Source organism: Rhodococcus sp. YH1, assembly GCF_009939605.1.
Taxonomy (GTDB): domain Bacteria; phylum Actinomycetota; class Actinomycetes; order Mycobacteriales; family Mycobacteriaceae; genus Rhodococcus; species Rhodococcus aetherivorans.
Genome location: NZ_WVTE01000065.1, coordinates 37,034 through 58,459, shown reverse-complemented (window position 1 = coordinate 58,459; position 21,426 = coordinate 37,034). Strand labels below are relative to the sequence as shown.

Sequence of the window (21,426 nt, the reverse complement as noted above, 5' to 3'; positions counted from 1 at the left end):
CACTTGAGATCAAGCGCGGGGAACGGAGTCGTGATGAGCCGCACGAGCGAAGAACTGCTGGCGATCGGTGAAGTCTCCCGGCGCACGGGCGCCGCCGTGTCTGCGATTCGCTACTACGAGTCGCTGGGACTTGTGACGGCACACCGCACCGCAGGCGGCACGCGCCGCTTCCCCCGGCACACGATCCGGCGCATCTCGATCATCCAGTTGGCGACCCGGTTCGGCATTCCGCTCGCCGAGGTGGCCGAGGTGTTCTCGGCGCTGCCGGCCGACAGGCCCCCGACCCGACGGGACTGGATGCGCATCTCGCGGGCATGGCACGAGCGCCTCGCGGAACGCAAGCAGGCGATCGACCGGATGCAGCGCGAACTGGCGGGGTGCATCGGCTGCGGCTGCCTGTCGCTGCAGGCGTGCACACTGTTCAATCCGGGCGATCGGCTGGGCGAGGACGGCGCGGGCGCGCGGCGCGTCGACCCAGGGGCACGCTAGACGGGGGCGACCTGCAGAATCTTGTCGCCGGAGCCGTTGTCGGTGGTGACGAGGAGCGAGCCGTCGGGCAGCGAGGTGAGCGACCGCAGGCGGCCGTACTCCCCCTCGAGCAGCGTCGCCGACTCGGTGACGCTGCGGCCGTCGCCGGACAGGCGCAGCAGCAGGAGCTTCTCGTCCTGCTGGCTGCTGACGACGAGCGCACCGGACCACGGGCCCCACGCCGGCCCGGCCGCGAACGCCAGCCCCGGGGTGGCGATGGTGGGCGAGCCGGAACTCCACACCGCCGGGATCGCGCCGGGCACGCGCTCGGGATCGGTCATCGGCACCGATTCGTCGTACGTGCCGGGTTCGCGGTCGGGACGCCAGCCGTAGTTGCCGCCCGGCACGAGCAGGTTGACCTCGTCGTCGCGGCTGCTACCCTGCTCCACCGAGTAGAGCCGGCCGGTGCCGGGCTGCAGCGCCAGCCCCTGCACGTTGCGGTGGCCGAGGGTGAACACGACGCTGCCCGGATCCGGGTTGCCGGGCGCCGGCGACCCGTCGGGGTTCAGGTGCAGCACCTTGCCGCCGAGGCCGGCCGGATCCTGCGGCGCCGTCGGGCGGGTGGCATCGCCCGTGCCGATGTACAGGGTGCCGTCGGGGTGCGCGAGGATCCGGCAGCCGCCGTGGCGCCCGCCGCGGGCGACGGGCAGGCCCTCGACGACGGTGCGCTGCCGCGTCATCGTGGTCCAGCCGGGATCGACGGTCCAGGCGTAGACGCGGACGTCGTCGGGGTCGCGGTGCCCCTGGCACGCGTAGACGGTGCGGCTGGACTCGAAGTCGTGGCCGAGCGCCACGCCCATGAGCCCGGTCTCCCCCACCGCGTACAGGTCCGGCAGGTCGGCGCGCAGTTCCTCGACGCGCCCGTCGGGCCGCCGGACGACGAACCGGCCCGACCGTTCCCCGGTCAGCAGCGTCCCGTCGGGGGCCTGCACCACGTCCCACGGATGGTCGAGACCGTCGACGACGGTGGTGACGGTGACCCGCGGCGCGGCCGGCGACTCGGGGACCGCGCTCGGCGTACCCGAGAGCACCGTCCGCGCGGGCTCCTCCGGCGCACACGCCGTCAGGACGCACGCCAGCCCCGCAGCGCACAGTCCGTGGGCGATCCGCATGCCGATCGGGCTCCTCGGGCGATCAGGGTTTGAGAACGAGGCGGGCGATCGCGTCCGAGGCCTCCTGGATCTTCGCGTCGGCCTCCGGTCCGCCCTGCCGGGCGGCGTCGACGACGCAGCCGGCCAGGTGCGCGTCCAGCAGCTTGAGCGAGACCGTCTGCAGGGCCTTGGTGACGGCGGAAACCTGGGTCAGGACGTCGATGCAGTAGCGGTCGTCCTCGATCATCCGGGCAATGCCCGCAACCTGTCCCTCGATCCGGCGCAGGCGCTTGAGCAGGTCCTCCTGGTGCGGGGTGTATCCGGCCATACCCGCATCGTACCCCTAGGGGGTATTAAAGCAAGGGTGGATCGGCGCGCTCGGCCAGCACCGTCCCGAGTTCGGACCGCAGCCGCTCGTGGTCCCTGGCCCAGGCCCGCACCAGGGCGCCGCCGCGCAACCGCAGGCCGACGGCCGTGCGACCCCGCGGCACGTTCGACAGCTCCCCCAGCGGCCGGGCCGTCTCCCAGCGCTCGGGTTCGCGGGCCCGGGGATCGGCCGGCGGCAGCACCGCGTCGATCTCCTCGAGCGGCAGCTCCTCGGTGCCCAGGCGCAGCGTCGCCGCGGTCAGCTCCACGCTCACGTGCCGCCGGGCCGCGACGACCGTCACGTACGCGAAACCGCTGAGGACGAGAGCGATCACCGGCAGGGAGACCCAGTGGACCACCGGCCCGGTCAGCAGCTCCACCGCGAGCACGACGACGCAGAGCACCGGGCCGAGCGCCACGGTGCGCCAACGCGCACCGGGCTCGTGGAATCGAGGCTCGGCCGGCTCACTCACGTCGCGATCAGGCGCTGAGCATGCCCGGAACGACGACCAGCACCAGGGTCACCACACCCAGGACGGCGATGAGGCCGATCAGAACCAGCTCACGACGACGACCGTAGGGCCGGGGCTCCACCTGCATGAAAGTCCTCTTCGCTCGTCGGGAACGACCGCGCGGGCCGTGGGTCGTCAGACACCGTACTCCGCGCGCCCGGGGGGTCAGCTCGGGGGCAACCGAAGGAAGTACAGGTTCGGCTCGCGGCGGTGCATGAGCACGATCGCCCCGACCGAGCACACACCCTGCAGGATGCTCACGAGGCCGATCACGAGTCCGGCCCCACCGCCCAGCGCACCGACGCCGAACACCGTGGGGAGCGCCGTGAAGGTCAGGAAGACGCCGATCATCGTGAGCAGCATGCGCGCCCAGTTCCGGCCGCGGCGCATCGCGAAGACGACCAGCAGGAACAGGCCGGTGAAGGCCAGGCCCAGGACGGCGGTGATCCCGAAACCCAACGGCAGCAACGACTCCACCGATTCCCGGGGCATCTCCACCGGGGGCGTCTGCCGCGCCAGCTCGGCCGTCATCTGGTCGACGAACTCGTCCCTGCGCTCCCACATCAGCGCCACGCTCGCACCGAGGTACACCAGGCCCAGGACCGCGACCGCACACCACAGCTGGAACGCGGTCTCCACGTCCACGGGGGTGGGGCGCCGCTCCCCCGGCGCCGTCCCGGGCGGCGTGGCCGGCGGCCCGGGCCACTGCGACGGTTCGGGCGTGCTCACGTGAGCCGGCCCGCGACCTCGGCCGCCCAGTAGGTGAGCACGATGTCGGCGCCGGCGCGGCGGATACTCGTCAGCGACTCCAGAATTGCCGCGTCCCGGTCGATCCAGCCGTTCTGCGCGGCGGCGGTGATCATCGCGTACTCGCCGGAGATCTGATACGCCGCGACGGGCACGTCCGAGCGGTCCGCGACCTCGCGCAGCACGTCGAGGTACGACATCGCGGGCTTGACCATCACCAGGTCGGCGCCCTCGGCGAGATCGAGATCGACTTCGCGCAGCGCCTCCCGACGGTTCGCCGGATCCTGCTGGTAGGTGCGCCGATCGCCCTCGAGCGAGGAACCCACCGCGTCGCGGAACGGCCCGTAGAACGCCGACGCGTACTTCGCGGAGTACGCGATCTGCCCCACGTCCTGATGCCCCGCGGCGTCGAGCGCCGCCCGGATCGACGCGACCTGGCCGTCCATCATCCCGCTCGGCCCGAGCAGGTGCGCGCCCGACTCGGCCTGCGCGACGGCCATCTCCGCGTACCGCTCGAGCGTCGCGTCGTTGTCCACCTCACCCGAAGCGCCCAGGACGCCACAGTGACCGTGGTCGGTGAACTCGTCGAGGCACGTGTCGGCCATCAGGACCGTCGCGTCGCCGAGTTCGGCGCGCAGGTCGCGCAGCGCGCGGTTGAGCACGCCCTCCGGGTCGGTGCCGCCGGATCCGCGGGCGTCCTTGTCCTCGGCCCGCGGCACGCCGAAGAGCATCAGCCCGCCGACACCGGCCTCGACCGCGGCGGTCGCCGCGGCCGGCAGCGAGTCGGGGGTGTGCTGGTACACGCCGGGCATCGAGGGAATCTCGCGCGGCGCGTCGAGCCCGTCGGCGACGAACATCGGCAGCACCAGATGCCGCGGCTCGAGGGAGGTTTCGGCGACCAGCCGGCGCATGGCCGGGGTGGTGCGCAGCCTGCGGGGACGGACATCGGGATACATCGGCGGACTCACCTTCCATGCAAGCCGTGCGCGGTTTCGGTAGCGGCAGCCACCGGAACCGCGCACGGTGGGTCAGCGGCGGGCGCGGGACTTCTTGCGGGGCGGCGGCAGCGCGCCCTCGGCCCGCAGCCGGGCGGCGTGCTCGGCGAGCGCCTCCACCAGGGGACCGATCTGGGCGGTCTCCGGCTGCACATCCACCCGCAGGCCGAACTCGATCGCGGTCTCCGCGGTCTTCGGCCCGATGCACGCGACGATGGTGCGCGCGTGCGGCTTACCGGCGATACCCACGAGGTTGCGGACCGTCGAGGACGAGGTGAAGCACACCGCGTCGAACCCACCGGTCTTGATCATCTCGCGGGTCTCGGCCGGCGGCGGCGCTGCCCGCACCGTGCGGTAGGCCGTCACGTCGTCGATCTCCCAGCCCCGCTCGCGCAGGCCCTCGGCGAGGGTCTCGGTGGCGATGTCGGCGCGCGGCAGCAGCACCCGGTTGACCGGGTCGAAAACGTCGTCGTACGGGGCGAACTCGGCCAGCAGGCCCTCGCTGGACTGCTCACCGGAGGGCACCAGCTCGGGGGTGATCCCGAACGAGCGCACCTTGTCCGCCGTCGCCTGCCCGACACACGCGATCTTCACGCCCGAGAAGGCGCGGGCGTCGAGACCGAACGCCTCGAACTTCTCCCACACCGCGCGCACCGCGTTGGTGGAGGTGAACACCACCCACTGGTAGCGGCCGTCCACGAGACCCTTGACGGCCCTCTCCATCTGGGCCGGGCTGCGGGGCGGCTCGACGGCGATGGTCGGCACCTCGATCGGGATGGCGCCGTGCGCGACGAGCCGCTCGCTCATCTCCCCGGCCTGCTCCTTGGTGCGCGGCACCAGCACCGTCCAGCCGTACAGCGCGCGGGACTCCCACCACGAGAGCTTGCCGCGCTGCGAGACGATCTTGCCGACGGTGACGATGAGCGGCCCCACCAACTCGGAGCCGGCATCGTTGAGCGTGGCGAGGGTGGCCTCGACGGTGCGCTGTTGACGGGTCGTGCCACGGACGGTGATCGCCGCGGGGGTCTGCGGCGCCAGCCCGTGCTCGACGAGGGCGCTGGCGGTCTCCGCGAGGTGACCGGACGTGGCGTGCAGCACCAGCGGGCCGGGCGCGGCGGCGAGCGCCGCCCAGTCCACCTCGCCGCGCACGTCGACCTCGGTGTGGCACGAGCCCAGGGCCATGCCCGCGTAGCTCGGCACGGCCGAGCCGGGGGTCAGGCCCGGCAGGACCTCGAACACCACCTGGGTGCGGGCGACGGCGTTGACCTCGGCGATCACCGAGTCGGTGGTCAGCGGATCACCGGCGACGAGGCGCACGACGTCGTGGCCGTTCTTTGCCTCCGCGACGAGGGTCTTGGCGACCTCGGTGGGCTCGCCCAGCGCGGGACGCACCTCGGCGACGGGCTCCCCGGTCTCCGGGTCCCGGCCGGCGGTGGTACCGACGAGCGCGACCACCCCCTTGTCGACGTCGGGGTCGGTGAAGGCGATCGTCGCGCCCGCGAGCACGTCGCGGGCTCGCACGGTCAGCAGAGCCGGGTCGCCCGGCCCAGCTCCCACGAACAGGATCCGTCCGGGATTGTGCTTACGGACTCGGCTCATCGGTCATTCTCCAGTGCGGTCAAATCTGCGGTAAGGGGAAACCTGGGGTGTGGACGGAGGGCGTCAAACATCAGCGGTGCCCTGTTCCGGCGCGTCGTCCGCACGGCTGGTCATCAGCTCGCGCGCACCGAGATCGAGCAACTCGCGGGCCACCGCCCGGCCCAGCTCCTCCGCGCGGTCGGGATCGCCGACGGCGCTCGCGCGCAGCACGTCCGAGCCGTCCAGGGCGGCGGCGCAGCCGCGCACGGACAGTTCCTCGATCACGCGGCCGTCGTCGTCGAGGGATTCGACGACCTCGGCAACGGCCCCGACCGGGGCGGTGCAGCCGGCCTCGAGCTCGGCGAGCAGGGCCCGTTCGGCGACGACCGCGACGCGGCTGGCGCGGTCGTCGAGGCCGGCGAGGATCTCGATCAGTGCGGTGTCCCCGGCGCGGCATTCGACCGCGAGGGCCCCCTGGGAGGGCGCCGGCAGCATCTGCACCGGCTCGAGCGACTCGGTGATCCGGTCGAGGCGGCCGATGCGCGAGAGCCCCGCCCGGGCGATGACGATGGCGTCCAGTTCGCCGGACGCGACCTTCCCGAGCCGGGTGTCGATGTTCCCGCGCAGCGGCTGGATGTCGAGGCCCAGGCCCATGGCGGCGAGCTGGGCACGCCGCCGCGGCGCGGAGGTGCCCACGCGGGAGCCGGGCGGCAGTTCGCCGAGCACCAGGCCGTCGCGGGCGACGAGCGCGTCACGCGGATCCTCACGCGGCGGCACGGCCGCGATCACCAGACGCGGATCCTGCGCGGTCGGCAGATCCTTGTACGAGTGCACCGCCAGGTCGACGTCGCCGGCGAGCAGCGCCTCGCGCAGCTCGGCGGTGAAGACGCCGACGCCGATCCGCTCGACCGGACCGGCGGTCACGTCGCCCTTGGTGGTGATGACGACCAGCTCGGCGGGATGGCCGGCGGCGATCAGCGCGTCCCGGACGGTGCCCGCCTGCGTGGTCGCCAGCAGGCTGCCGCGCGTTCCGATCCGCAGCGTGCGGCTGCCGGTCCCGGCTTCGATCCGGGTGTCCGATGCGACCTCGGCGCTCATGCCTGCCTTTCCTCTCGGGGAGCCCCCAGCGGCCCGGGAAACTGCTTCCGGGGAGCCTGCAGCTCCGTGGTGACGGCCGGATCCAGCGCGGCCGAGAGATCGGTCGCGCCGGTCACGTCGGGCAGCGCGCCGAGCTCCTTCGCCACCGGGGTGGCGACGGCCTCGGCGGCACCCGGACGCAGTTCGAACAGCTCGCGCAGCGCCTCGGCGTACTGGTCGCCGCCGGGGGTGGACGCCAGTTGTTTGACGCGCACCGTCGGCGCGTGCAGCAGCTTGTCCACGACGCGGCGCACTGTGCGGGCGACCTCCCCGCGCTGGCCGTCGTCGAGCCCCGGCAACCGGGACTCGAGCCGCAGCAGCTCGCCCTCGACGACCTCGGCGGCACGCTGGCGCAGGGCGGTGACGGTGGGGGTGACCTCGGCGAGGCGCTGGGACGCGAGGTAGTCGGCGAGTTCGCCGGCGACGATCGAGCGGGCGGCCTCGGTGTCGGAGGCGGCGGCCCCGGCCGCGGGATCGCGTTGCAGCGACTCCATGTCGAAGACGGTGACGCCGGGCAGACCCGAGACGGCAGGCTCCACGTCGCGCGGCAGGCCGAGATCGCAGATCACCAGCGGGCGGGTGCTGCGCTCGGGCTGGGCGAGGGCCCGGTGCGCGTCGGCGAGGGTGACGACCGTACCGACGGCCCCCGTGCAGGTGACGGCCACATCGGCCTGCGACAACGCGGCGGCGAGCCGCTCGAACGGCATGACGTCGGCCTCGACGCCGTTGCCGCGTGCGGTCTCGGCGAGCCGCTCGGCGCGCTCGCGGGTCCGGTTGACCACCACGATGCGCCCGATTCCGGCGCGGGTGAGGTGCGCGACGGCGAGCCCACCCATCGCGCCCGCGCCGATCACGGCGGCGGTGCGGCCGGCGAGACCGTCGAGCGATGTCGCGGCCTTGTCCAGCGCCACCGACACGACGGACGCACCCGCCGCGTCGATGCCGGTCTCGGTGTGCACCCGCTTGCCCACGCGCAGCGCCTGCTGGGCCAGCTCGTGCAGGGCCCGGCCGGCGGCCTGCTGGGCGTCGGCGCTCGCGTAGGCGGTACGGATCTGGCCGAGGATCTGCTGCTCGCCGACCACCATGGAGTCCAGCCCGCTGGCCACGGCGAACAGATGCTCGGCGGCCGCCTCGCTGTAGCGCACGTACGCGTGCTTGTGCAGATCGACGAGGGTCAGGCCCGAGTGCTCGGCCATGAGCTCGCTGACGTCGGCCAGCGCACCGTGGAACGCGTCGACCACCGCGTAGATCTCCACCCGGTTGCAGGTGGAGACGATCATCGCCTCCGAGATGTGGTCGGAGGCCATCATCTTGTCGGTCAGCTTGGGTCGATCGGTGTCGGTGACGGCGACCTTCTCGAGGACCGAGACGGGCGCGGTCCTGTGCGAGACCCCGACGAGGAGAACACTCACGGCGCAATCACCGATCCGTTTCTTGTCGCTGCCGAGGCCACTGGGCTCGGCGTTCCTGATGCGGTGTGCCCGTTCGCGCTCGGCGCGGTGAGCCCCGACGCGGCGCGCCGGGTGTCGGTCAGACCCGCGTGACTGCCGCCCGCCACCTGGGCGAGTGCGTCGTTGCGGGCGCTGTGGAACGAGAGGACCTGCATTTCCACGGACAGGTCGACCCGCCGGACCTCGACATGGTCGGGCACCGCGAGGGGCGCCGAGGCGAAGCTCAGCACGGACCGGACACCGGAGCGCACCAGCAGGTCGCACACACCCTGGGCGGCGGCGTCCGGGGTGGCGATGACGCCGATCGTGGCACCGAGTTCGCGGGCGGCCGCTTCGAGCCCGTCGACGTGGCGGATGGTCAGGTTCCCCACCCGCGTCCCCACCCGCGCCGGGTCGGCGTCGAACAGTCCGGCCATCGTGAACCCTCGGCGGTCGAAGCCGGCGTACCCGGCCAGGGCACGGCCGAGATTGCCGACGCCGACGAGCACCACGCGGTGCCCCCGGTCGAGGCCGAGTGCGTTCTCGATGCGGGCCTGCAGGCGCAGCACGTCGTAGCCGACGCCGCGCACCCCGTTGGGCCCGAGAAAGGACAGATCCTTGCGAAGCTTCGCGGAACCGACCCCGGACGCGGTGGCGAGTTCCTCGCTCGAGACGATGAGCGTGCCCTCGTCGGCGAGCATTCCGAGGACCCGCAGATACGTCGCGAGACGCGTCACAGTAGCCTGGGGGATGTCCCGCACAGGGACACCGGGAGACGCACCCCCGCCGACTTCGGCGACGCCGCCGCGGGCAGCGTCGCCCTGCGGGGGGTGCAGCTCTGTCACGTTCGTGGCTCCTCGTCCGGCCGACGGGTACACGTCGGTCCTCACGGTGATCCGGGGGATTCGTTCACACCACGGTAACCGCTTGTGAAGCCCTGCACAAAGTTGCTCGAACGGCCCCGAATGTGCTTCTCACCTGCACGACGGTTCCGCCCAGGGGCGCTCAACCGGCGAGATCGGCCCGCAACCGCGGCTCGTCGACCTCCCAGTAGCTGTGCTCACGGCCGTCGAGCAGCACCACCGGCAGACGATCGCCGAATTCGGCGCGCAGGTCGGGATCCGTTGAGGCAGCCCGATCGACGTCGATGCACGTCAGCCCGGCTCCGAACTCGTCGCACAGTTGCTCGAGCAGAGTCAGTGCCGGCGCGCAGGCACCGCAGCCGGCTCGGACGAGGAGGGTGATCTCGTGGCGGGTGCCGGATGTGGCGGCGGGTCCGGGCAGATGTTCGCTCATGGGGTCAACTGTGCGTCATACCCCGCCGAGACGAACGTCACACCCACCGGCCACATGCGGCAACGCGCGGAGGGGGCCGTGTCGCGGGCTAGGCTGGGGCGGTCTGCCACACACGACGGCCGGCCGCCGACGAACCGGCCGGCAGCACTCGACGGCGCGGCCGTCGCGCAACAGGGAGGTGCAGGTGCCGGAACGTCCAGTGCCACACGGCTGGGGATTCGGCGAGAACCTGGCCGGCCGCGTCAGCGAGACCCTGGCGGGTCTGATCCGGCCCGGCCGGCGCCGGCTGCTGAGCAAGTTCGGCCCCAGCGAGGCCGAGGTCCGCGCGAACCTCGCCGGCCAGGCGAGCGCCGACGCCGCTCTCGCGCTGCAGGAGGCCCGCACCGAGGCCGAGCCCGCCGACACCTCGACCACCGCCGTTCCGCAGGACCTGACCGCGGCCGCGTTCTTCGACGTCGACAACACGATGGTGCAGGGCGCGTCGATCATCCATTTCGCGCGCGGACTCGCCGCCCGCGACTACTTCACCAAGTCCGACCTGGCCGAATTCGCCTGGCAGCAGGTCAAGTTCCGGGTCACCGGCAAGGAGAACTCGGACGACGTCGCCAGCGGCCGCGAGAAGGCGCTGTCGTTCGTCGCCGGCCGGTCCACGGCGGAGCTGGCCCGCCTCGGCGAGGAGATCTACGACGAGATCATCGCGGACAAGATCTGGCCCGGCACCCGGGCGCTGGCGCAGATGCACCTCGACGCCGGGCAGCAGGTGTGGCTGGTGACGGCCACCCCGGTCGAACTGGCGAACGTCATCGCCGAGCGGCTCGGCCTGACCGGCGCCCTCGGCACCGTCGCCGAATCGGAGGACGGCGTGTTCACCGGCCGCCTCGTCGGGGACATCCTGCACGGCCTGGGCAAGGCCCACGCGGTGCGGGCCCTGGCGATCCGCGAGGGCCTGAACCTCAAGCGCTGCACGGCGTACTCCGACAGCCACAACGACGTTCCCATGCTCTCGCTCGTCGGCACGCCGGTCGCCGTCAACCCGGACGCCGACCTGCGGGAGCTGGCGAAGACCCGGGGCTGGGAGATCCGGGATTTCCGCACGGCCCGCAAGGCGGCGCGCATCGGGGTGCCGACGGCGCTGGCGCTCGGCGCGGCCGGCGGAGCGCTCGCCGCCGCCCTCGGCCGGCGCCGCGACCCCGCCGCGTGACGCGGGGCCGGTGCCCTAGCCGAGAAAGACGTTGCGCCGCTTGGTGAGCAACCGGTACAGCGTCTGCTGGATGGTCTCCCGCACGTGGTCGGTGACCTCGAACAGCACCATCGGATCCTCCACCGCGGCGTCGTCGTAGACGTCGGTGGCGATCGGTGTGCCGAACTCGATGTACCACTTCGAGGGCAGCGGAACGATGCCCAGCGGACCGAGAGCCGGGAAGAGCGGGGTGATCGGGAAGTACGGAAGGCCGAGAAGCCGGGCGATGGACGTGAGGTCGGCGATCTTCGGGTAGATCTCCTCCGAGCCCACGATCGAACAGGGCACGATCGGTGCCTTGGTCTGGAGCGCGGCCGAGACGAAGCCCCCGCGCCCGAACCGCTGTAGCTTGTAGCGTTCGCTGAACGGCTTGCCGAGCCCCTTGTACCCCTCGGGGAACACCGCGACGACCTGATCCTCGCGGAGGAGCCGCTCGGCGTCGGGATGGCACGCGAGGGTGTGCCCGGCCTTGCGGGTGACGCTGCCGACGACCGGCATCCCGAAGGCGAGGTCGGCCGCGAGCATCCGCAGCGGACGGTGGGCGAGGTCGTGCACCGCGACGGAGGTCATCAGCGCGTCCACCGGCAACGTGCCGGCATGGTTGGCGACGATCAGCGCGCGGCCGTCGGCCGGAATGTTCTCGATGCCCCGCACCTCGACGCGGAACCACTTCTCGAACAGCGGCCGCAGCGCGGGCAGCAGGACGTTGTCGGTGAAATGCGGATCGAACCCGAAGTCGTCCACCTCGTAGTCGCCCGTGATGCGGCGCCGGAGGAACTCGGCGGTACCGGTGATCTGCCCGACCAGCTTGTGCCGCAGATCGTCGAGGAACCCGTCGGCCGCCGTCTCCTGCACGGGCAGCTCGGGGCGCTCGGGTGGTGTCGGCGAGCCGAGGCCGTACGTCGACGGATGACCGGAACCGGCACCCGGACGTGCGGCCGCCCGCCGCGCCGACCCAGTCCCACCGTGGAGCGGGATCACCTTGGCAACTTCTGTCATCGCGCCTCCATCCGCTCTCCGAGCGCCGAGAGCAGGACCGACTCGGTTCGATCGACCCATTCCGTCCGGACGACCCGCCGCAGTCCGACGTTGCGGGCGAAGTCGTCGAGTGCCTGCTTGGTGGTCCACCTCGGCTCGAAGCCGAGTTCGGTGCGCATCCGCGTGGTGTCCAGGCCGCGCCCGAAGTGGAAGTAGTCGAGTTCTTCCTTGTTGAACGATTTCATCACCGGCCCCATCAGTGCCTGCCCGACGGTGCGGAACAACCCGTAGGGCATCGGCACGGTCAGTCCGCCGGCCCGCCGCACGGCCTGCGACATCATCACGATGCCGTCGCCGGCGACGTTGTAGGTCCCGGGCGGCCCCGCGACGGTGGCCCGTTCGAGCGCCGAGAGGGCGTCCTCCTCGTGCAGCAACTGCAACCGGGCGTCGCGACCGAGGATGGTGGGCACGATCGGCGAGGTGAGGTACCGCGAGACCGAGCCGGGCATATGGTTGCCCACCGTCGGGGCGAGACGCAGGATCGTCGCGGCGATGTCGGGCCGCCGGCGCGCCATTCCGCGCAGGTAGCCCTCGACCTCGATCATGTCGCGGGCGAAGGCGCCGGTCGGCCGCCGGCGCGCGCTCATCTCCTCGGTGAACTTCGCGGGGTCCTTCGCGCTCGAGCCGTACACCACCGACGACGAGCGCAGCACGACGCGCCGCACGGACGGGGTCTTCTGGCACACGGCGAACAACTGCATCGCGCCGAGGACGTTCATGTCCTTCATCGCGGCGCGGCTACCGGACTTGGGAGCCTTGGTGAGGGTCGACGCGTGGACGACGGTGTCGACGTCCATGTTCCGGATGACCTTGCCGATGAGGGGGTTGCGGATGTCGGCGAGCACGAACTCGGCGCGGCCCATGCGCCGCAGCATGTCCTTGGTGGGCGACTGGGTGTCGACCGCGATGACGCGCTCGACCGCCGGATGCTGCGCCAGCCGGGTGACCAGGTAGCCACCGAGGAATCGGCTCGCTCCGGTCACCAGGGCCACCCTCGGCGGGTCGATACCGTCGATCTCCGAACTCACCCACATACCCCCTGCCGTCACTCCGGTCTCTCACGATACGGTGACTTTCGCAACAAAGCATTACACCGGAGTAACCGATCACCGGAATGGCCCCTGTGCGGGACCTTCGGCCCCTCGGGCGCACGCTCCGCATTCCGGCCGAACCGGACATTCCGCTCGCCGGCCGCCGACGAGCCGGCGGAAACGCTCGATGCCCGCCACCGCGGGGTGACGGGCATCGGGAGATCGATCTACTTGCCGAGTTTACGACGCTGCACTCGGGTGCGGCGGAGCAGCTTGCGGTGCTTCTTCTTCGACATGCGCTTGCGGCGCTTCTTGATCACAGAACCCATCTGGGTTTTCCCTCACGTTCTCTCTAGCGTTCCTGCGCGCACGCCGGTGACGTACGCCTGTTGTCGACGCTGGGCCTCGTGGTGACGAGCTCAGCGCCTCACGACACCGGGTGGCCGGTACGACGACAAGCAATCCTACCGGGGCGGGTTTCGATCGGTGAAACCGAGGTCCGCTCCGGGTTCGATTGCAGTCGTCGACCGCTCAGCCGACGTCGAAGTAGGACGTTTCCAGGTAGTCGTGCACAGCCTTGGCGTGCACCCGGAACGAACGCCCCACTCGCACGGCGGGCAGTTCCCCGCTGTGCACCAGCCTGTACACGGTCATCTTCGACACCCGCATCAGCGCCGCCACCTCGGCGACGGTGAGGAACTGGGTGCCGGAGAGAACCGACTGACCGTCCTCGGGTTGACCCTTCGACGGTTTGCTTCCAGATACCATTACACACCTCCGGCACGTCCCGCGCCGCCGGCTTCCCCTCCGGCGGAACAGACACGCACGTGCTCGATCGAGCTTAGCGTGACCAATGGTTCCCGTGCGACGATGCGCGCGACGAATTTCCTCAATCCCCGGACGAACCGAGGGCCGCGGAGCGGTCCCGGGCCGCCGCGAGCGCCTCGTAGAACGCCGTCCGAACGCCGCCGCGCTCGAGTTCCCGGATCGCCGCCGCGGTGGTTCCGCCCGGCGATGTCACCGCTGCACGCAGGTCGGCGGCGTTCTCCCCCGACCGGGCGAGCATGGCCGCCGAACCGGTCATCGTCTGCACCACCAGCTCGGTGGTGGTCGCCCGCGTCAGGCCCAGAGCGACGCCCGCATCGATCATCGCCTCGGCGACGAGGAAGAAGTACGCCGGGCCGGAACCGGACACGGCGGTGACCGCGTCGATCTGGGACTCGGGAACCACCGTCACGGTACCCACGGACTCCAGGATCTCGCGCGCCAGCGCCAGATGGTCGGGCTTGACGTGCCGGCCGGCGGCGATCACGCTCGCACCCTCCCCCACCAGCATCGGGGTGTTGGGCATGACGCGCACGACCGGCGATCCGGCGGGCAGCTTGTTCTCGTACCGCGACGTGGGCACGCCGGCCACCAGCGACATCAGCAGCTTCTCGCGGTCGCTGTCCAGGTCGGCCTTGCCCAGGTCCGCGAGCACCACGTCCACGTCGCCCGGCTTGACCGCGATCACCAGCACGTCGGCGCCTTCGGCCGCGTCGGCGATCGAGTCGGTGACGCGGATCGAGTACTCGGTGGCCAGCTCCTCGGTCCGGGCCGGGAACTTCTCGACAACCACCAGATCCTTGGTCGCGAATCCACTCTGCAGCAGCCCCGAGACCAGCGCCTCGCCGATCCTGCCGCCACCGATCACCGCAATTCTCGTCATGGGCAACAGCCTGCCACGACCGTTGTCGTGCCCCGCATCGCCCCGACGATCAGCGCGGGATCATCGCGAGCTGGCGGCTCTGCACGACGACGGCGCCGGTGGCGTCGACGACGGTGTGGTCCTCCTCGAACCAGGCGTTGCCCAGGACCGTGCTGTCGGCCATGATCCGCAGCCAGCCGGGCGCCGGCAGTCGCCGCAGGTAGGCGGTGAGCTGCACGGTCGGAGCCCAGCCGAACAGGCCGCGGTTCATCGTGACCGGGGCCGAGATGTCCCCGGCCATCAGCGCGAACAGCACGGCGGTGTCGACGTCGGCCTCGTCCCCCGGCCACGGCCGCGCCCACATCCGCACCACCGGTTCACCCTGCTCTCCCGCGAGGAAGCGAGCACTGGTCTCGTCCACGACGAGGTCGGCCCCGCCGCATAGGTTCACCACCTGCGCCATGGGATGGCCGGGCCCGATGAGGGGCGCGCCGGCGGGCGGCTGCACCGGCAGCCCGGTGACCGGGTGCGGCGCGGTGTATCGCGGCTCGCCCGCGTCGGGCTGCCCGAGCGTCACCGAGGCACGGACCGCGATGCGGTCGCCCTGAGCCAGCTCCACGTCGACCAGACCGACCTGCTTGCCCAGCTTGCGGACGGTGGTGGTCAGCTGCACGTCGCCGGGGTCAGGGGCGGCGACGAACCCGGCACTCACCGCGAGGGGCTGCACGGCCGGATCGGACCCGGCGGCCTGCAGCGCCGACCGGGCCGCCGCGGCGCACACGGCGAGCATGCAACCGCCGTGCACCTTGGGGCCGATCGTCCAGACCGGGGCGATGTGGGCGAGCCAGCGATCGTCGCCGGCGGCGTCGAGTGTCGTCAGGTCGCGGAACGGGTGGTTCTCGGGATCGGGCACGGCGTCGGTCACTGCTGCTCCTGGGAATCGGCGACGGGGCTGTCGGGGGAACCGGGTGGGAAGAACTCGGTGAAGCGGCGGGCGGCAAGGTGCTGGTGCGCGAGGCGGCGCATCGCGGTGAGGACGGGTTCGTACAGGGCCGTGCCGAGGACCGCCGCCTCGACCGTCGCATCCCGGGACCGGGTGGGCAGCAGGTCGAGGTCGAGCTCGGCGATGCCCAGCACGTGCCGTCCGTAGACGTCGATGCGCTCGTCGCTCATCGCCAGGCCGGCGGATTCGAGGGCGGCCAGGGCTCGCTCGAGCTGCGCGACGGCCGCGAACCGCGGGTCGTAGAGCTGGCCGAGCCGCTCGAGGACGCGCCGGGCACGCGGACAGTCGCGGGGTTCGGGCGCGTCGTCGTCGGGCGGGTAGGGCGGCAGCGCGGCGATGGCCCGGCCGAGGGCGACGAACAGCGACTCGTCGGTGCCGTCGAGGAGACGGACGATCTCGCGGATGCGCGGCAGCGGCAGCCCCTGGGCGGCGAGCGCACGGATCAGGGCGAGGCGGCGGACGTGCCGCTCGTCGTACCGGGCCTGGGTGGCGCTGGTCGCCTCGCCCGGCATCAGCAGGCCCTCGCGCAGGTAGTACTTCACGGTCGCCAACGGGACGCCGGTGCGGGCCACCAGTTCCGAGATCCGCATTGCCACCTCCTCTTGACATCGGATAGTACAACTATCCAGTATTGGATATTGCAACTATCCAATTGTCTGCGAGGAGGACCTCGTGCATCCCGTACTCGTCATCGCCCTCGGCGCCACCCTGCTCACCGTCGCCGGGATCGCCTTCGGCGGCACGTTCCTGCTGCGCGTCACCGGCGGGCGGGTGCCGGCCAACGAGCTGCAGAAGGCCTTCTTCCGGGCCGGTCACGCCCACGCCGGCGTCCTCGTCACCCTGGGATTGCTCGTGGCGGTGCTCACCGACGCGGTCGGCGCCTCACCCGGATGGGCCGCGGCCGGCGCGCTCGCCGTGCTCGGCTCGGCGATCCTGATCCCGGCCGGATTCTTCCTGTCCGTGCTCGGCCCCGACCCCCGGCGGCCGGGCGCGATGATCGCCTCGGTGTGGCTCGGCGCCGCCGCCCTCGTCGCCGGGGTGACGATCTCAGGCGTCGTGGTTCTCGGCGCCGGGATCGGCGCCCTGGCCTGACGCGCGAACCTGCTCGATCGCCGTCGAACGCGGATGCTCGGGCCCGGTGGTGATCGCCAGTCGGGGGGCGCGGTGCAGATGCTCGCGAGCGAAGGCCAGCGCCTGGGCCAGCGCCCGTGCCCGCGCGGACCGGGTACGCGCCCCCTGGGTGCTGACCTCCAGGACGACGTGCCCGGAGAAGTCGCTCTCGGCGAGGAGCCGGCACACCTGCTCACACGGCTGGCCCCCCTCGCCCGGGAGCAGATGTTCGTCCGTCGAAGCACCGTGGCCGTCCGCGAGGTGCAGGTGGGCCAGACCACCGCCCATGCGCTCGGCGAGCGCCACCGCGTCCATCCCCGCCGTGGCGGTGTGCGAGAGGTCCAGCGTGTAGTGCGCGAAGCCGGTGTCGGTGGGATCGATCGACGGGCTGTAGGCCGACACCGCCCGGCCCGGCCCGCCCCGCTTGCGCATGCGCTGGGCGGTCCGGTCGCGGCCGCCGAAAAACACGTCGGCGCGCATCGGGTACATGTTCTCCACCGCGACGACCACGTGACTGCGGTCCTCGAGGTCCGCCACCTGATCCGCGAAGCCGTCCGCGTAGCGGCGCTGCCACCGGAACGGCGGATGCACCACCACCGACGTGGCACCGAACGATTCCGCCGCCCGCACCGACCGCTCGAGCTTCGCGGCCGGGTCCGAGCCCCACACGCGTTGCGAGATCAGCAGGCACGGCACGTGCACCGCCAGCACCGGTACGCCGTACTTGCGCACCAGCGCCTGCACCGCCCGCACGTCCTGGCTCACCGACTCGGCCCAGATCATCAGCTCCACGCCGTCGTAGCCGAGTTCGGCCGCATAGCGGAAGGCCGCCTCGGTGTTCTCCGGATACACCGAGGCGGTCGACAACCCGACCAGGATCTCTCGCGAAAGGACGCTCATGACGACGTGCGGATCAGCCGGTGGGCAGCAGGAACAACAGCGGACCGAACGTTACGAAGGCGCCCACGGCGAGAGCGATGAGCTGGCTCGTGATGTCGTCGGTGCGGCGGAGGATGCGCACCATCGCCACCAGGCCGACAATGACCAGAAGTGCGAGCGCGAACGCCACCCACGGCAACGCGTCCCACAACTGTTCGAAGCCCTTGAACAGCAGCGCGCCCGCGATGATCGCGACGACGCCCTCGCCGATCAGCCGCACCCACTGACCGATCGCGCCGCGCGGCTCACCGGTGTCGGACGGGGCCTCGTCCGGCTCCGCCGCGGCCGGGGTCTCCGCCGGGGCGGCAGTGCCGCGGCGACGGCGTGACCGCGCGGACCGCTCCTCCGGCTTCTCCTCGTCCGGCTCGTCCGCAGCGACGGGCTCGCCGATCGTCTCGGTGTCGCCGTCGGCGGTGTCGTCACCGTTGCCCCGCAGGTCGCTCGCGGGCCCGGACAGCAGCCTCGGCTCGGGGGCGTCGGCGGGCCGCGCCGGCGCGCTCGCGGTCACCTCGGCGTGGGCCCGCGCCCGCCGCGGCAGGACGGCCGGGCGGATGATCTCGGTCGGCGACTCGACCTTCACCGGCTGCACCCGCTCGGCGGCTGCCGGCTCCTCGCGCGTCCGGGGCGGCGACGGCGGGACCTGGGTCTCCGGCTCGACCTTCGGCGCCTCGAGTGCGAGGGGCTCGACCTTCGGCGTCGCCGACACCACGGGCCCCGCCTTCGCCGGCACGACGGGCTGCGCCTGTGCCGGCACCACGGGCCCCACCTTCGGCTTCGCCGGCACTACGGGCTCCACCTTCGGCTTCGCCAGCACCACGGGCTCCACCTTCGGCTTCGCCGGCACCACGGGTACCGCCTTCGCCGGCACCACGGGTACCGCCTTCGCCGGCACCACGGGCGCCGCCTTCGGCGCCGCAGGCGGGGCGGACGCGGCCGGCTCGGCCACCGGAGCCTCGGCCTCCGGGGCCTCCGGGGCCTTCGTCTCCGGAGGCTCGGTCGGCTCGGGCTCCGGAATGCTGACGGGAATCTCTCCGGTCAGTTCCGCGACCGAGATTCCCCCACTGACGCCGCGGCGGCGACGTCCGCCGGCGCGGGAATTCACCTTCTGGCCGTTCCGGGCCAGCAGCTCCGCGACGGAGATCTGCCCGGTGTCGGTGCTGTGACCGTCCGTCATTGCGAAACCACCATCAATTCGCCCCCCATCTCGGTGTCGAGTTTGCGGAGGATGAGCCCCTCTCGCAGGGCCCAGGGACAGATGTCGAGCGTCTCCACTCCCAGCGCGCGCATGGCGGCCTCCGCGACCAGCGCACCGGCGACGATCTGCTGCGACCGGTCGGAGCTCACGCCCTCGAGCTCGGCACGGTCCGCGGTCGTCATGCGGGAGATGAACGCGATGAGCTGACGCAGCCCCGCGGCGGTCAGGGTGCGCCGCACGCGCGGGCCCGCCGACGACGGGGCGGCACCGGTCAGCCGCGCCAGGGTGCGGAAGGTCTTCGAGCTTCCGACGCACAGGTCGGGAACGCCGGCCGCACGAAGCTCCTGGGCGGGCCGGACGAGCTCGGCGTCGAGCCAGTCCCGCAGCACCGCGACGCGCCGCTTGCCGGGCGGGTCCTCGCTCAGCCAGTCCCGGGTGAGGCGACCGGCGCCGAGCTGCAGCGAGAACGCGCAGTCCGGGTCCTCGTCGCCGCCGAAGGTCAGCTCGAGGGAGCCGCCGCCGATGTCGAGGCACAGGATGCGTCCCGCGCTCCAGCCGTACCAACGCCGGACCGCCAGGAACGTCAGCCGGGCCTCGTCCACGCCGGAGAGCACCTCGAGTGCGACGCCGGTCTCAGCGCGGACGCGACGGAGAACCGCTTCGGAGTTGTTGGCGTCGCGCACCGCGGAGGTCGCGAAGGCCATAAGCTCCTCGCACCCGGAGGTGCGGGCGATGCCCGCGAAGTCGGCGACCGTCTCGACCAGCCGGTCGGCGCCCTGCGGGGTGATGTCGCCGCGGTCGTCCGTGTTCTCGGACAGGCGCAGGGTGGCCTTCGTCGAACTCATGGGGGTGGGATGGCCACCGCGATGAGCGTCCACCACGAGCAGATGGACGGTGTTGCTTCCGACGTCGAGTACCCCTAGGCGCACATACATACGGTACTGGGTCTACCGTCGGGTCCTGTGACAGCAGGTATGCCCGGCGCCGCACACAAGCAGGTCCCGGCCCCCGAAGTTCCCCTCGACTTCCCGCGCGAATGGGTCGAGTTCACCGACCCGGACAACAGCGAGCACGTCGTCGCCGCCGACCTGACGTGGCTGCTCTCCCGCTGGACCTGCGTGTTCGGCACGCCCGCGTGCCAGGGCATCATCGCCGACCGCCCGGACGACGGGTGCTGCTCCCACGGGGCGTTCCTGTCGGACGACGACGATCGCGCCAAGCTGGACGCCGCCGTGAGACATCTCACTCCCGAGGACTGGCAGTTCATGGAGAAGGGACTCGGCAAGAAGGGCTACCTCGAGGAGGACGACCTCGAGGACGAGCCGGCCCTGCGCACCCGCCGCTACAAGGGTGCCTGCATCTTCCTCAACCGGCCCGGTTTCGCCGGTGGCATCGGCTGCGCGCTGCACAAGATGGCGCTGCGGCGCGGCATCGAACCCCTCGAGGTGAAGCCGGACGTGTGCTGGCAGCTGCCGATCCGCCGGACCCAGGACTGGGTCGAGCGCCCCGACGGCACCGAGGTGCTGCGCACCGTCGTCACCGAATACGACCGGCGCGGCTGGGGCGAGGGCGGCCACGACCTGGACTGGTACTGCTCCGGATCGCCGGACGCCCACGTGGGCGCCTCGCCGGTGTGGCAGTCGTACGCGCCGGAACTGCGCGAGCTGATCGGCGATGCCGCCTACGAGGAGCTCGCGCGGCTGTGCCGCCGCCGCGAGGGGCTGGGCCTGATCGCCGTGCACCCCGCGACGACGGCCGCCGCCGAGCGGACGCCGGAGCCCGCCCCCTACCCCTCGAGCTTGTAGCCGAGGCCGCGGACGGTGACCAGGTGCTGCGGCTTGGCGGGATCGGCCTCGATCTTCGAACGCAGCCGCTTGACGTGCACGTCGAGGGTCTTGGTGTCGCCGACGTAGTCGGCACCCCAGACCCGGTCGATGAGCTGGCCGCGCGTGAGCACCCGGCCGGAGTTGCGCAGGAGGTACTCGAGCAGGTCGAACTCCTTGAGCGGCAGGGTGACCGGTTTCCCGCCCACGTGCACGACGTGCCGGTCCACGTCCATCCGCACCGGCCCGGCCTCGAGGATCCCGTCGTCCTGTGCGGACTCGGCGTCGCTCTCCCCGCCGCGGCGCAGCACCGCGCGGATGCGGGCGATGAGTTCACGCGCCGAGTACGGCTTGGTGACGTAGTCGTCCGCTCCCAGCTCGAGGCCGACGACCTTGTCGATCTCGCTGTCGCGAGCGGTCACCATGATCACCGGCACGCCGGACCGGCTGCGCAGCTGCTTGCACACGTCGGTGCCGCTCATGCCGGGCAGCATCAGGTCGAGCAGGACGATGTCCGCGCCGGCCCGGTCGAACTCCGCGAGCGCCGACGGTCCGTCGCCGACGACAGTGGTGTCGAAGCCCTCCTTGCGCAGCAGGAACGCGAGCGGATCCGCCAGCGATTCCTCGTCCTCCACGATCAGCACACGCGTCACTGCTGGTCCTCCGTACCTTCCGTTACC

At 71.9% G+C, this 21,426-nt stretch carries 25 protein-coding genes; 4 read left to right on the top strand and 21 right to left on the bottom strand.

Annotation, left to right across the window (positions count from 1 at the left end; translation table 11 throughout):
• Positions 1 to 33 precede the first annotated feature (33 nt).
• A complete protein-coding gene (soxR, locus tag AIIKEEIJ_RS06975; RefSeq protein ID WP_065922299.1) occupies positions 34 to 489 on the top strand; it encodes a redox-sensitive transcriptional activator SoxR in 456 nt (151 codons plus the stop codon).
• Here soxR and AIIKEEIJ_RS06970 read toward each other — a convergent pair.
• The 10 genes from AIIKEEIJ_RS06970 to AIIKEEIJ_RS06925 form a co-directional block, all read right to left on the bottom strand.
• Entirely contained in the window at positions 486 to 1,640 is a 1,155-nt protein-coding gene (locus AIIKEEIJ_RS06970) for a PQQ-dependent sugar dehydrogenase (protein ID WP_065922298.1), read from the bottom strand. The two genes, soxR and AIIKEEIJ_RS06970, sit on opposite strands and share 4 nt — an antisense overlap.
• A 22-nt stretch (positions 1,641 to 1,662) precedes the next feature.
• A complete protein-coding gene (locus tag AIIKEEIJ_RS06965) occupies positions 1,663 to 1,947 on the bottom strand; it encodes a metal-sensitive transcriptional regulator (RefSeq protein ID WP_003937563.1) in 285 nt (94 codons plus the stop codon).
• A 25-nt stretch (positions 1,948 to 1,972) separates the two neighbouring features.
• The gene (locus AIIKEEIJ_RS06960) at positions 1,973 to 2,458 is read right to left on the bottom strand and encodes a hypothetical protein (RefSeq protein ID WP_102800502.1); all 486 of its coding nucleotides are present in this window, start codon (positions 2,456 to 2,458) and stop codon (positions 1,973 to 1,975) included.
• A gap of 204 nt (positions 2,459 to 2,662) precedes the next feature.
• Entirely contained in the window at positions 2,663 to 3,142 is a 480-nt protein-coding gene (locus AIIKEEIJ_RS06955; protein WP_006935953.1) for a hypothetical protein, read from the bottom strand.
• A gap of 80 nt (positions 3,143 to 3,222) precedes the next feature.
• Complete coding sequence (gene hemB / locus AIIKEEIJ_RS06950) at positions 3,223 to 4,200, bottom strand: porphobilinogen synthase (RefSeq protein WP_161995277.1); 978 nt, start codon at positions 4,198 to 4,200, stop codon at positions 3,223 to 3,225.
• Positions 4,201 to 4,272: 72 nt separating this feature from the next.
• Positions 4,273 to 5,838 (bottom strand): uroporphyrinogen-III synthase, encoded by a 1,566-nt coding sequence (locus AIIKEEIJ_RS06945; RefSeq protein ID WP_006935959.1) that lies wholly within the window; start codon positions 5,836 to 5,838, stop codon positions 4,273 to 4,275.
• A gap of 63 nt (positions 5,839 to 5,901) precedes the next feature.
• Positions 5,902 to 6,915, bottom strand: coding sequence for a hydroxymethylbilane synthase (gene hemC / locus AIIKEEIJ_RS06940; protein WP_006935961.1), 1,014 nt, complete (start codon positions 6,913 to 6,915; stop codon positions 5,902 to 5,904).
• Positions 6,912 to 8,366, bottom strand: a complete 1,455-nt coding sequence (locus AIIKEEIJ_RS06935; RefSeq protein ID WP_006935962.1) for a glutamyl-tRNA reductase — start codon at positions 8,364 to 8,366, stop codon at positions 6,912 to 6,914. The genes hemC and AIIKEEIJ_RS06935 overlap by 4 nt, the downstream gene beginning before the upstream one ends.
• On the bottom strand, positions 8,363 to 9,229 hold the full coding sequence (locus AIIKEEIJ_RS06930) for a redox-sensing transcriptional repressor Rex (RefSeq protein ID WP_006935964.1): 867 nt from the start codon (positions 9,227 to 9,229) through the stop codon (positions 8,363 to 8,365). Before AIIKEEIJ_RS06930 ends, AIIKEEIJ_RS06935 begins: the two co-directional genes overlap by 4 nt.
• A gap of 160 nt (positions 9,230 to 9,389) precedes the next feature.
• On the bottom strand, positions 9,390 to 9,680 hold the full coding sequence (locus AIIKEEIJ_RS06925) for a glutaredoxin family protein (RefSeq protein ID WP_006935968.1): 291 nt from the start codon (positions 9,678 to 9,680) through the stop codon (positions 9,390 to 9,392).
• Positions 9,681 to 9,864: 184 nt separating this feature from the next.
• Here AIIKEEIJ_RS06925 and AIIKEEIJ_RS06920 point away from each other — a divergent pair, with 184 nt between their 5' ends.
• On the top strand, positions 9,865 to 10,881 hold the full coding sequence (locus AIIKEEIJ_RS06920; RefSeq protein WP_006935970.1) for an HAD family hydrolase: 1,017 nt from the start codon (positions 9,865 to 9,867) through the stop codon (positions 10,879 to 10,881).
• A 15-nt stretch (positions 10,882 to 10,896) separates the two neighbouring features.
• On the opposite strand, the gene AIIKEEIJ_RS06915 is transcribed toward AIIKEEIJ_RS06920, so the two are convergent.
• From AIIKEEIJ_RS06915 to AIIKEEIJ_RS06885, 7 genes are all read right to left on the bottom strand, one after another.
• Entirely contained in the window at positions 10,897 to 11,919 is a 1,023-nt protein-coding gene (locus AIIKEEIJ_RS06915; protein ID WP_006935972.1) for a lysophospholipid acyltransferase family protein, read from the bottom strand.
• Entirely contained in the window at positions 11,916 to 12,992 is a 1,077-nt protein-coding gene (locus tag AIIKEEIJ_RS06910; RefSeq protein WP_044475927.1) for an NAD-dependent epimerase/dehydratase family protein, read from the bottom strand. Before AIIKEEIJ_RS06910 ends, AIIKEEIJ_RS06915 begins: the two co-directional genes overlap by 4 nt.
• 224 nt (positions 12,993 to 13,216) lie before the next feature.
• Complete coding sequence (locus AIIKEEIJ_RS06905) at positions 13,217 to 13,318, bottom strand: 30S ribosomal protein bS22 (RefSeq protein ID WP_003402602.1); 102 nt, start codon at positions 13,316 to 13,318, stop codon at positions 13,217 to 13,219.
• 202 nt (positions 13,319 to 13,520) lie between these two features.
• Positions 13,521 to 13,757, bottom strand: a complete 237-nt coding sequence (locus tag AIIKEEIJ_RS06900; protein WP_003937551.1) for a helix-turn-helix domain-containing protein — start codon at positions 13,755 to 13,757, stop codon at positions 13,521 to 13,523.
• A 121-nt stretch (positions 13,758 to 13,878) separates the two neighbouring features.
• A complete protein-coding gene (proC, locus tag AIIKEEIJ_RS06895; RefSeq protein WP_029545142.1) occupies positions 13,879 to 14,697 on the bottom strand; it encodes a pyrroline-5-carboxylate reductase in 819 nt (272 codons plus the stop codon).
• Between the two features lie 49 nt (positions 14,698 to 14,746).
• Positions 14,747 to 15,601, bottom strand: a complete 855-nt coding sequence (locus AIIKEEIJ_RS06890) for a thioesterase family protein (RefSeq protein ID WP_006935980.1) — start codon at positions 15,599 to 15,601, stop codon at positions 14,747 to 14,749.
• Entirely contained in the window at positions 15,598 to 16,269 is a 672-nt protein-coding gene (locus AIIKEEIJ_RS06885) for a MerR family transcriptional regulator (protein WP_006935982.1), read from the bottom strand. The genes AIIKEEIJ_RS06890 and AIIKEEIJ_RS06885 overlap by 4 nt, the downstream gene beginning before the upstream one ends.
• Positions 16,270 to 16,351: 82 nt before the next feature.
• Here AIIKEEIJ_RS06885 and AIIKEEIJ_RS06880 point away from each other — a divergent pair, with 82 nt between their 5' ends.
• A complete protein-coding gene (locus AIIKEEIJ_RS06880) occupies positions 16,352 to 16,771 on the top strand; it encodes a hypothetical protein (protein ID WP_006935984.1) in 420 nt (139 codons plus the stop codon).
• Here the strand turns inward: AIIKEEIJ_RS06880 and AIIKEEIJ_RS06875 are convergent.
• The 3 genes from AIIKEEIJ_RS06875 to AIIKEEIJ_RS06865 are packed head-to-tail and all read right to left on the bottom strand — an operon-like array spanning position 16,727 to position 19,852.
• The gene (locus AIIKEEIJ_RS06875) at positions 16,727 to 17,689 is read right to left on the bottom strand and encodes a sugar phosphate isomerase/epimerase family protein (RefSeq protein WP_006935986.1); all 963 of its coding nucleotides are present in this window, start codon (positions 17,687 to 17,689) and stop codon (positions 16,727 to 16,729) included. The genes AIIKEEIJ_RS06880 and AIIKEEIJ_RS06875 overlap by 45 nt on opposite strands.
• Before the next feature lie 13 nt (positions 17,690 to 17,702).
• Positions 17,703 to 18,902: a hypothetical protein gene (locus AIIKEEIJ_RS06870; protein ID WP_161995276.1), complete on the bottom strand. Its 1,200-nt coding sequence runs from the start codon at positions 18,900 to 18,902 to the stop codon at positions 17,703 to 17,705.
• On the bottom strand, positions 18,899 to 19,852 hold the full coding sequence (locus tag AIIKEEIJ_RS06865; RefSeq protein ID WP_029545150.1) for a Ppx/GppA phosphatase family protein: 954 nt from the start codon (positions 19,850 to 19,852) through the stop codon (positions 18,899 to 18,901). The genes AIIKEEIJ_RS06870 and AIIKEEIJ_RS06865 overlap by 4 nt, the downstream gene beginning before the upstream one ends.
• 45 nt (positions 19,853 to 19,897) lie before the next feature.
• On the opposite strand from AIIKEEIJ_RS06865, the gene AIIKEEIJ_RS06860 reads away from it, so the two are divergent.
• Positions 19,898 to 20,728 carry a hypothetical protein gene (locus AIIKEEIJ_RS06860; RefSeq protein WP_161995285.1) on the top strand — a complete coding sequence of 277 codons (831 nt, stop codon included), beginning with the start codon at positions 19,898 to 19,900 and terminating at the stop codon, positions 20,726 to 20,728.
• Here AIIKEEIJ_RS06860 and AIIKEEIJ_RS06855 read toward each other — a convergent pair.
• Complete coding sequence (locus AIIKEEIJ_RS06855; protein WP_029545153.1) at positions 20,710 to 21,399, bottom strand: response regulator transcription factor; 690 nt, start codon at positions 21,397 to 21,399, stop codon at positions 20,710 to 20,712. The two genes, AIIKEEIJ_RS06860 and AIIKEEIJ_RS06855, sit on opposite strands and share 19 nt — an antisense overlap.
• Positions 21,400 to 21,426 lie beyond the last annotated feature (27 nt).

Excerpts from the sequence above, each read along its gene's own strand:
- AIIKEEIJ_RS06875 (WP_006935986.1), bottom strand. The coding sequence starts at position 17,689 with ATGAGCGTCCTTTCGCGAGAGATCCTGGTCGGGTTGTCGACCGCCTCG.
- AIIKEEIJ_RS06885 (WP_006935982.1), bottom strand. The coding sequence starts at position 16,269 with ATGCGGATCTCGGAACTGGTGGCCCGCACCGGCGTCCCGTTGGCGACC.
- AIIKEEIJ_RS06915 (WP_006935972.1), bottom strand. The coding sequence starts at position 11,919 with ATGACAGAAGTTGCCAAGGTGATCCCGCTCCACGGTGGGACTGGGTCG.
- AIIKEEIJ_RS06910 (WP_044475927.1), bottom strand. The coding sequence starts at position 12,992 with ATGTGGGTGAGTTCGGAGATCGACGGTATCGACCCGCCGAGGGTGGCC.
- AIIKEEIJ_RS06905 (WP_003402602.1), bottom strand. The coding sequence starts at position 13,318 with ATGGGTTCTGTGATCAAGAAGCGCCGCAAGCGCATGTCGAAGAAGAAG.
- AIIKEEIJ_RS06925 (WP_006935968.1), bottom strand. The coding sequence starts at position 9,680 with ATGAGCGAACATCTGCCCGGACCCGCCGCCACATCCGGCACCCGCCAC.
- hemB (WP_161995277.1), bottom strand. The coding sequence starts at position 4,200 with ATGTATCCCGATGTCCGTCCCCGCAGGCTGCGCACCACCCCGGCCATG.
- AIIKEEIJ_RS06970 (WP_065922298.1), bottom strand. The coding sequence starts at position 1,640 with ATGCGGATCGCCCACGGACTGTGCGCTGCGGGGCTGGCGTGCGTCCTG.
- AIIKEEIJ_RS06965 (WP_003937563.1), bottom strand. The coding sequence starts at position 1,947 with ATGGCCGGATACACCCCGCACCAGGAGGACCTGCTCAAGCGCCTGCGC.
- AIIKEEIJ_RS06900 (WP_003937551.1), bottom strand. The coding sequence starts at position 13,757 with ATGGTATCTGGAAGCAAACCGTCGAAGGGTCAACCCGAGGACGGTCAG.
- hemC (WP_006935961.1), bottom strand. The coding sequence starts at position 6,915 with ATGAGCGCCGAGGTCGCATCGGACACCCGGATCGAAGCCGGGACCGGC.
- AIIKEEIJ_RS06945 (WP_006935959.1), bottom strand. The coding sequence starts at position 5,838 with ATGAGCCGAGTCCGTAAGCACAATCCCGGACGGATCCTGTTCGTGGGA.
- proC (WP_029545142.1), bottom strand. The coding sequence starts at position 14,697 with ATGACGAGAATTGCGGTGATCGGTGGCGGCAGGATCGGCGAGGCGCTG.
- AIIKEEIJ_RS06870 (WP_161995276.1), bottom strand. The coding sequence starts at position 18,902 with ATGACGGACGGTCACAGCACCGACACCGGGCAGATCTCCGTCGCGGAG.
- AIIKEEIJ_RS06860 (WP_161995285.1), top strand. The coding sequence starts at position 19,898 with ATGCCCGGCGCCGCACACAAGCAGGTCCCGGCCCCCGAAGTTCCCCTC.
- soxR (WP_065922299.1), top strand. The coding sequence starts at position 34 with ATGAGCCGCACGAGCGAAGAACTGCTGGCGATCGGTGAAGTCTCCCGG.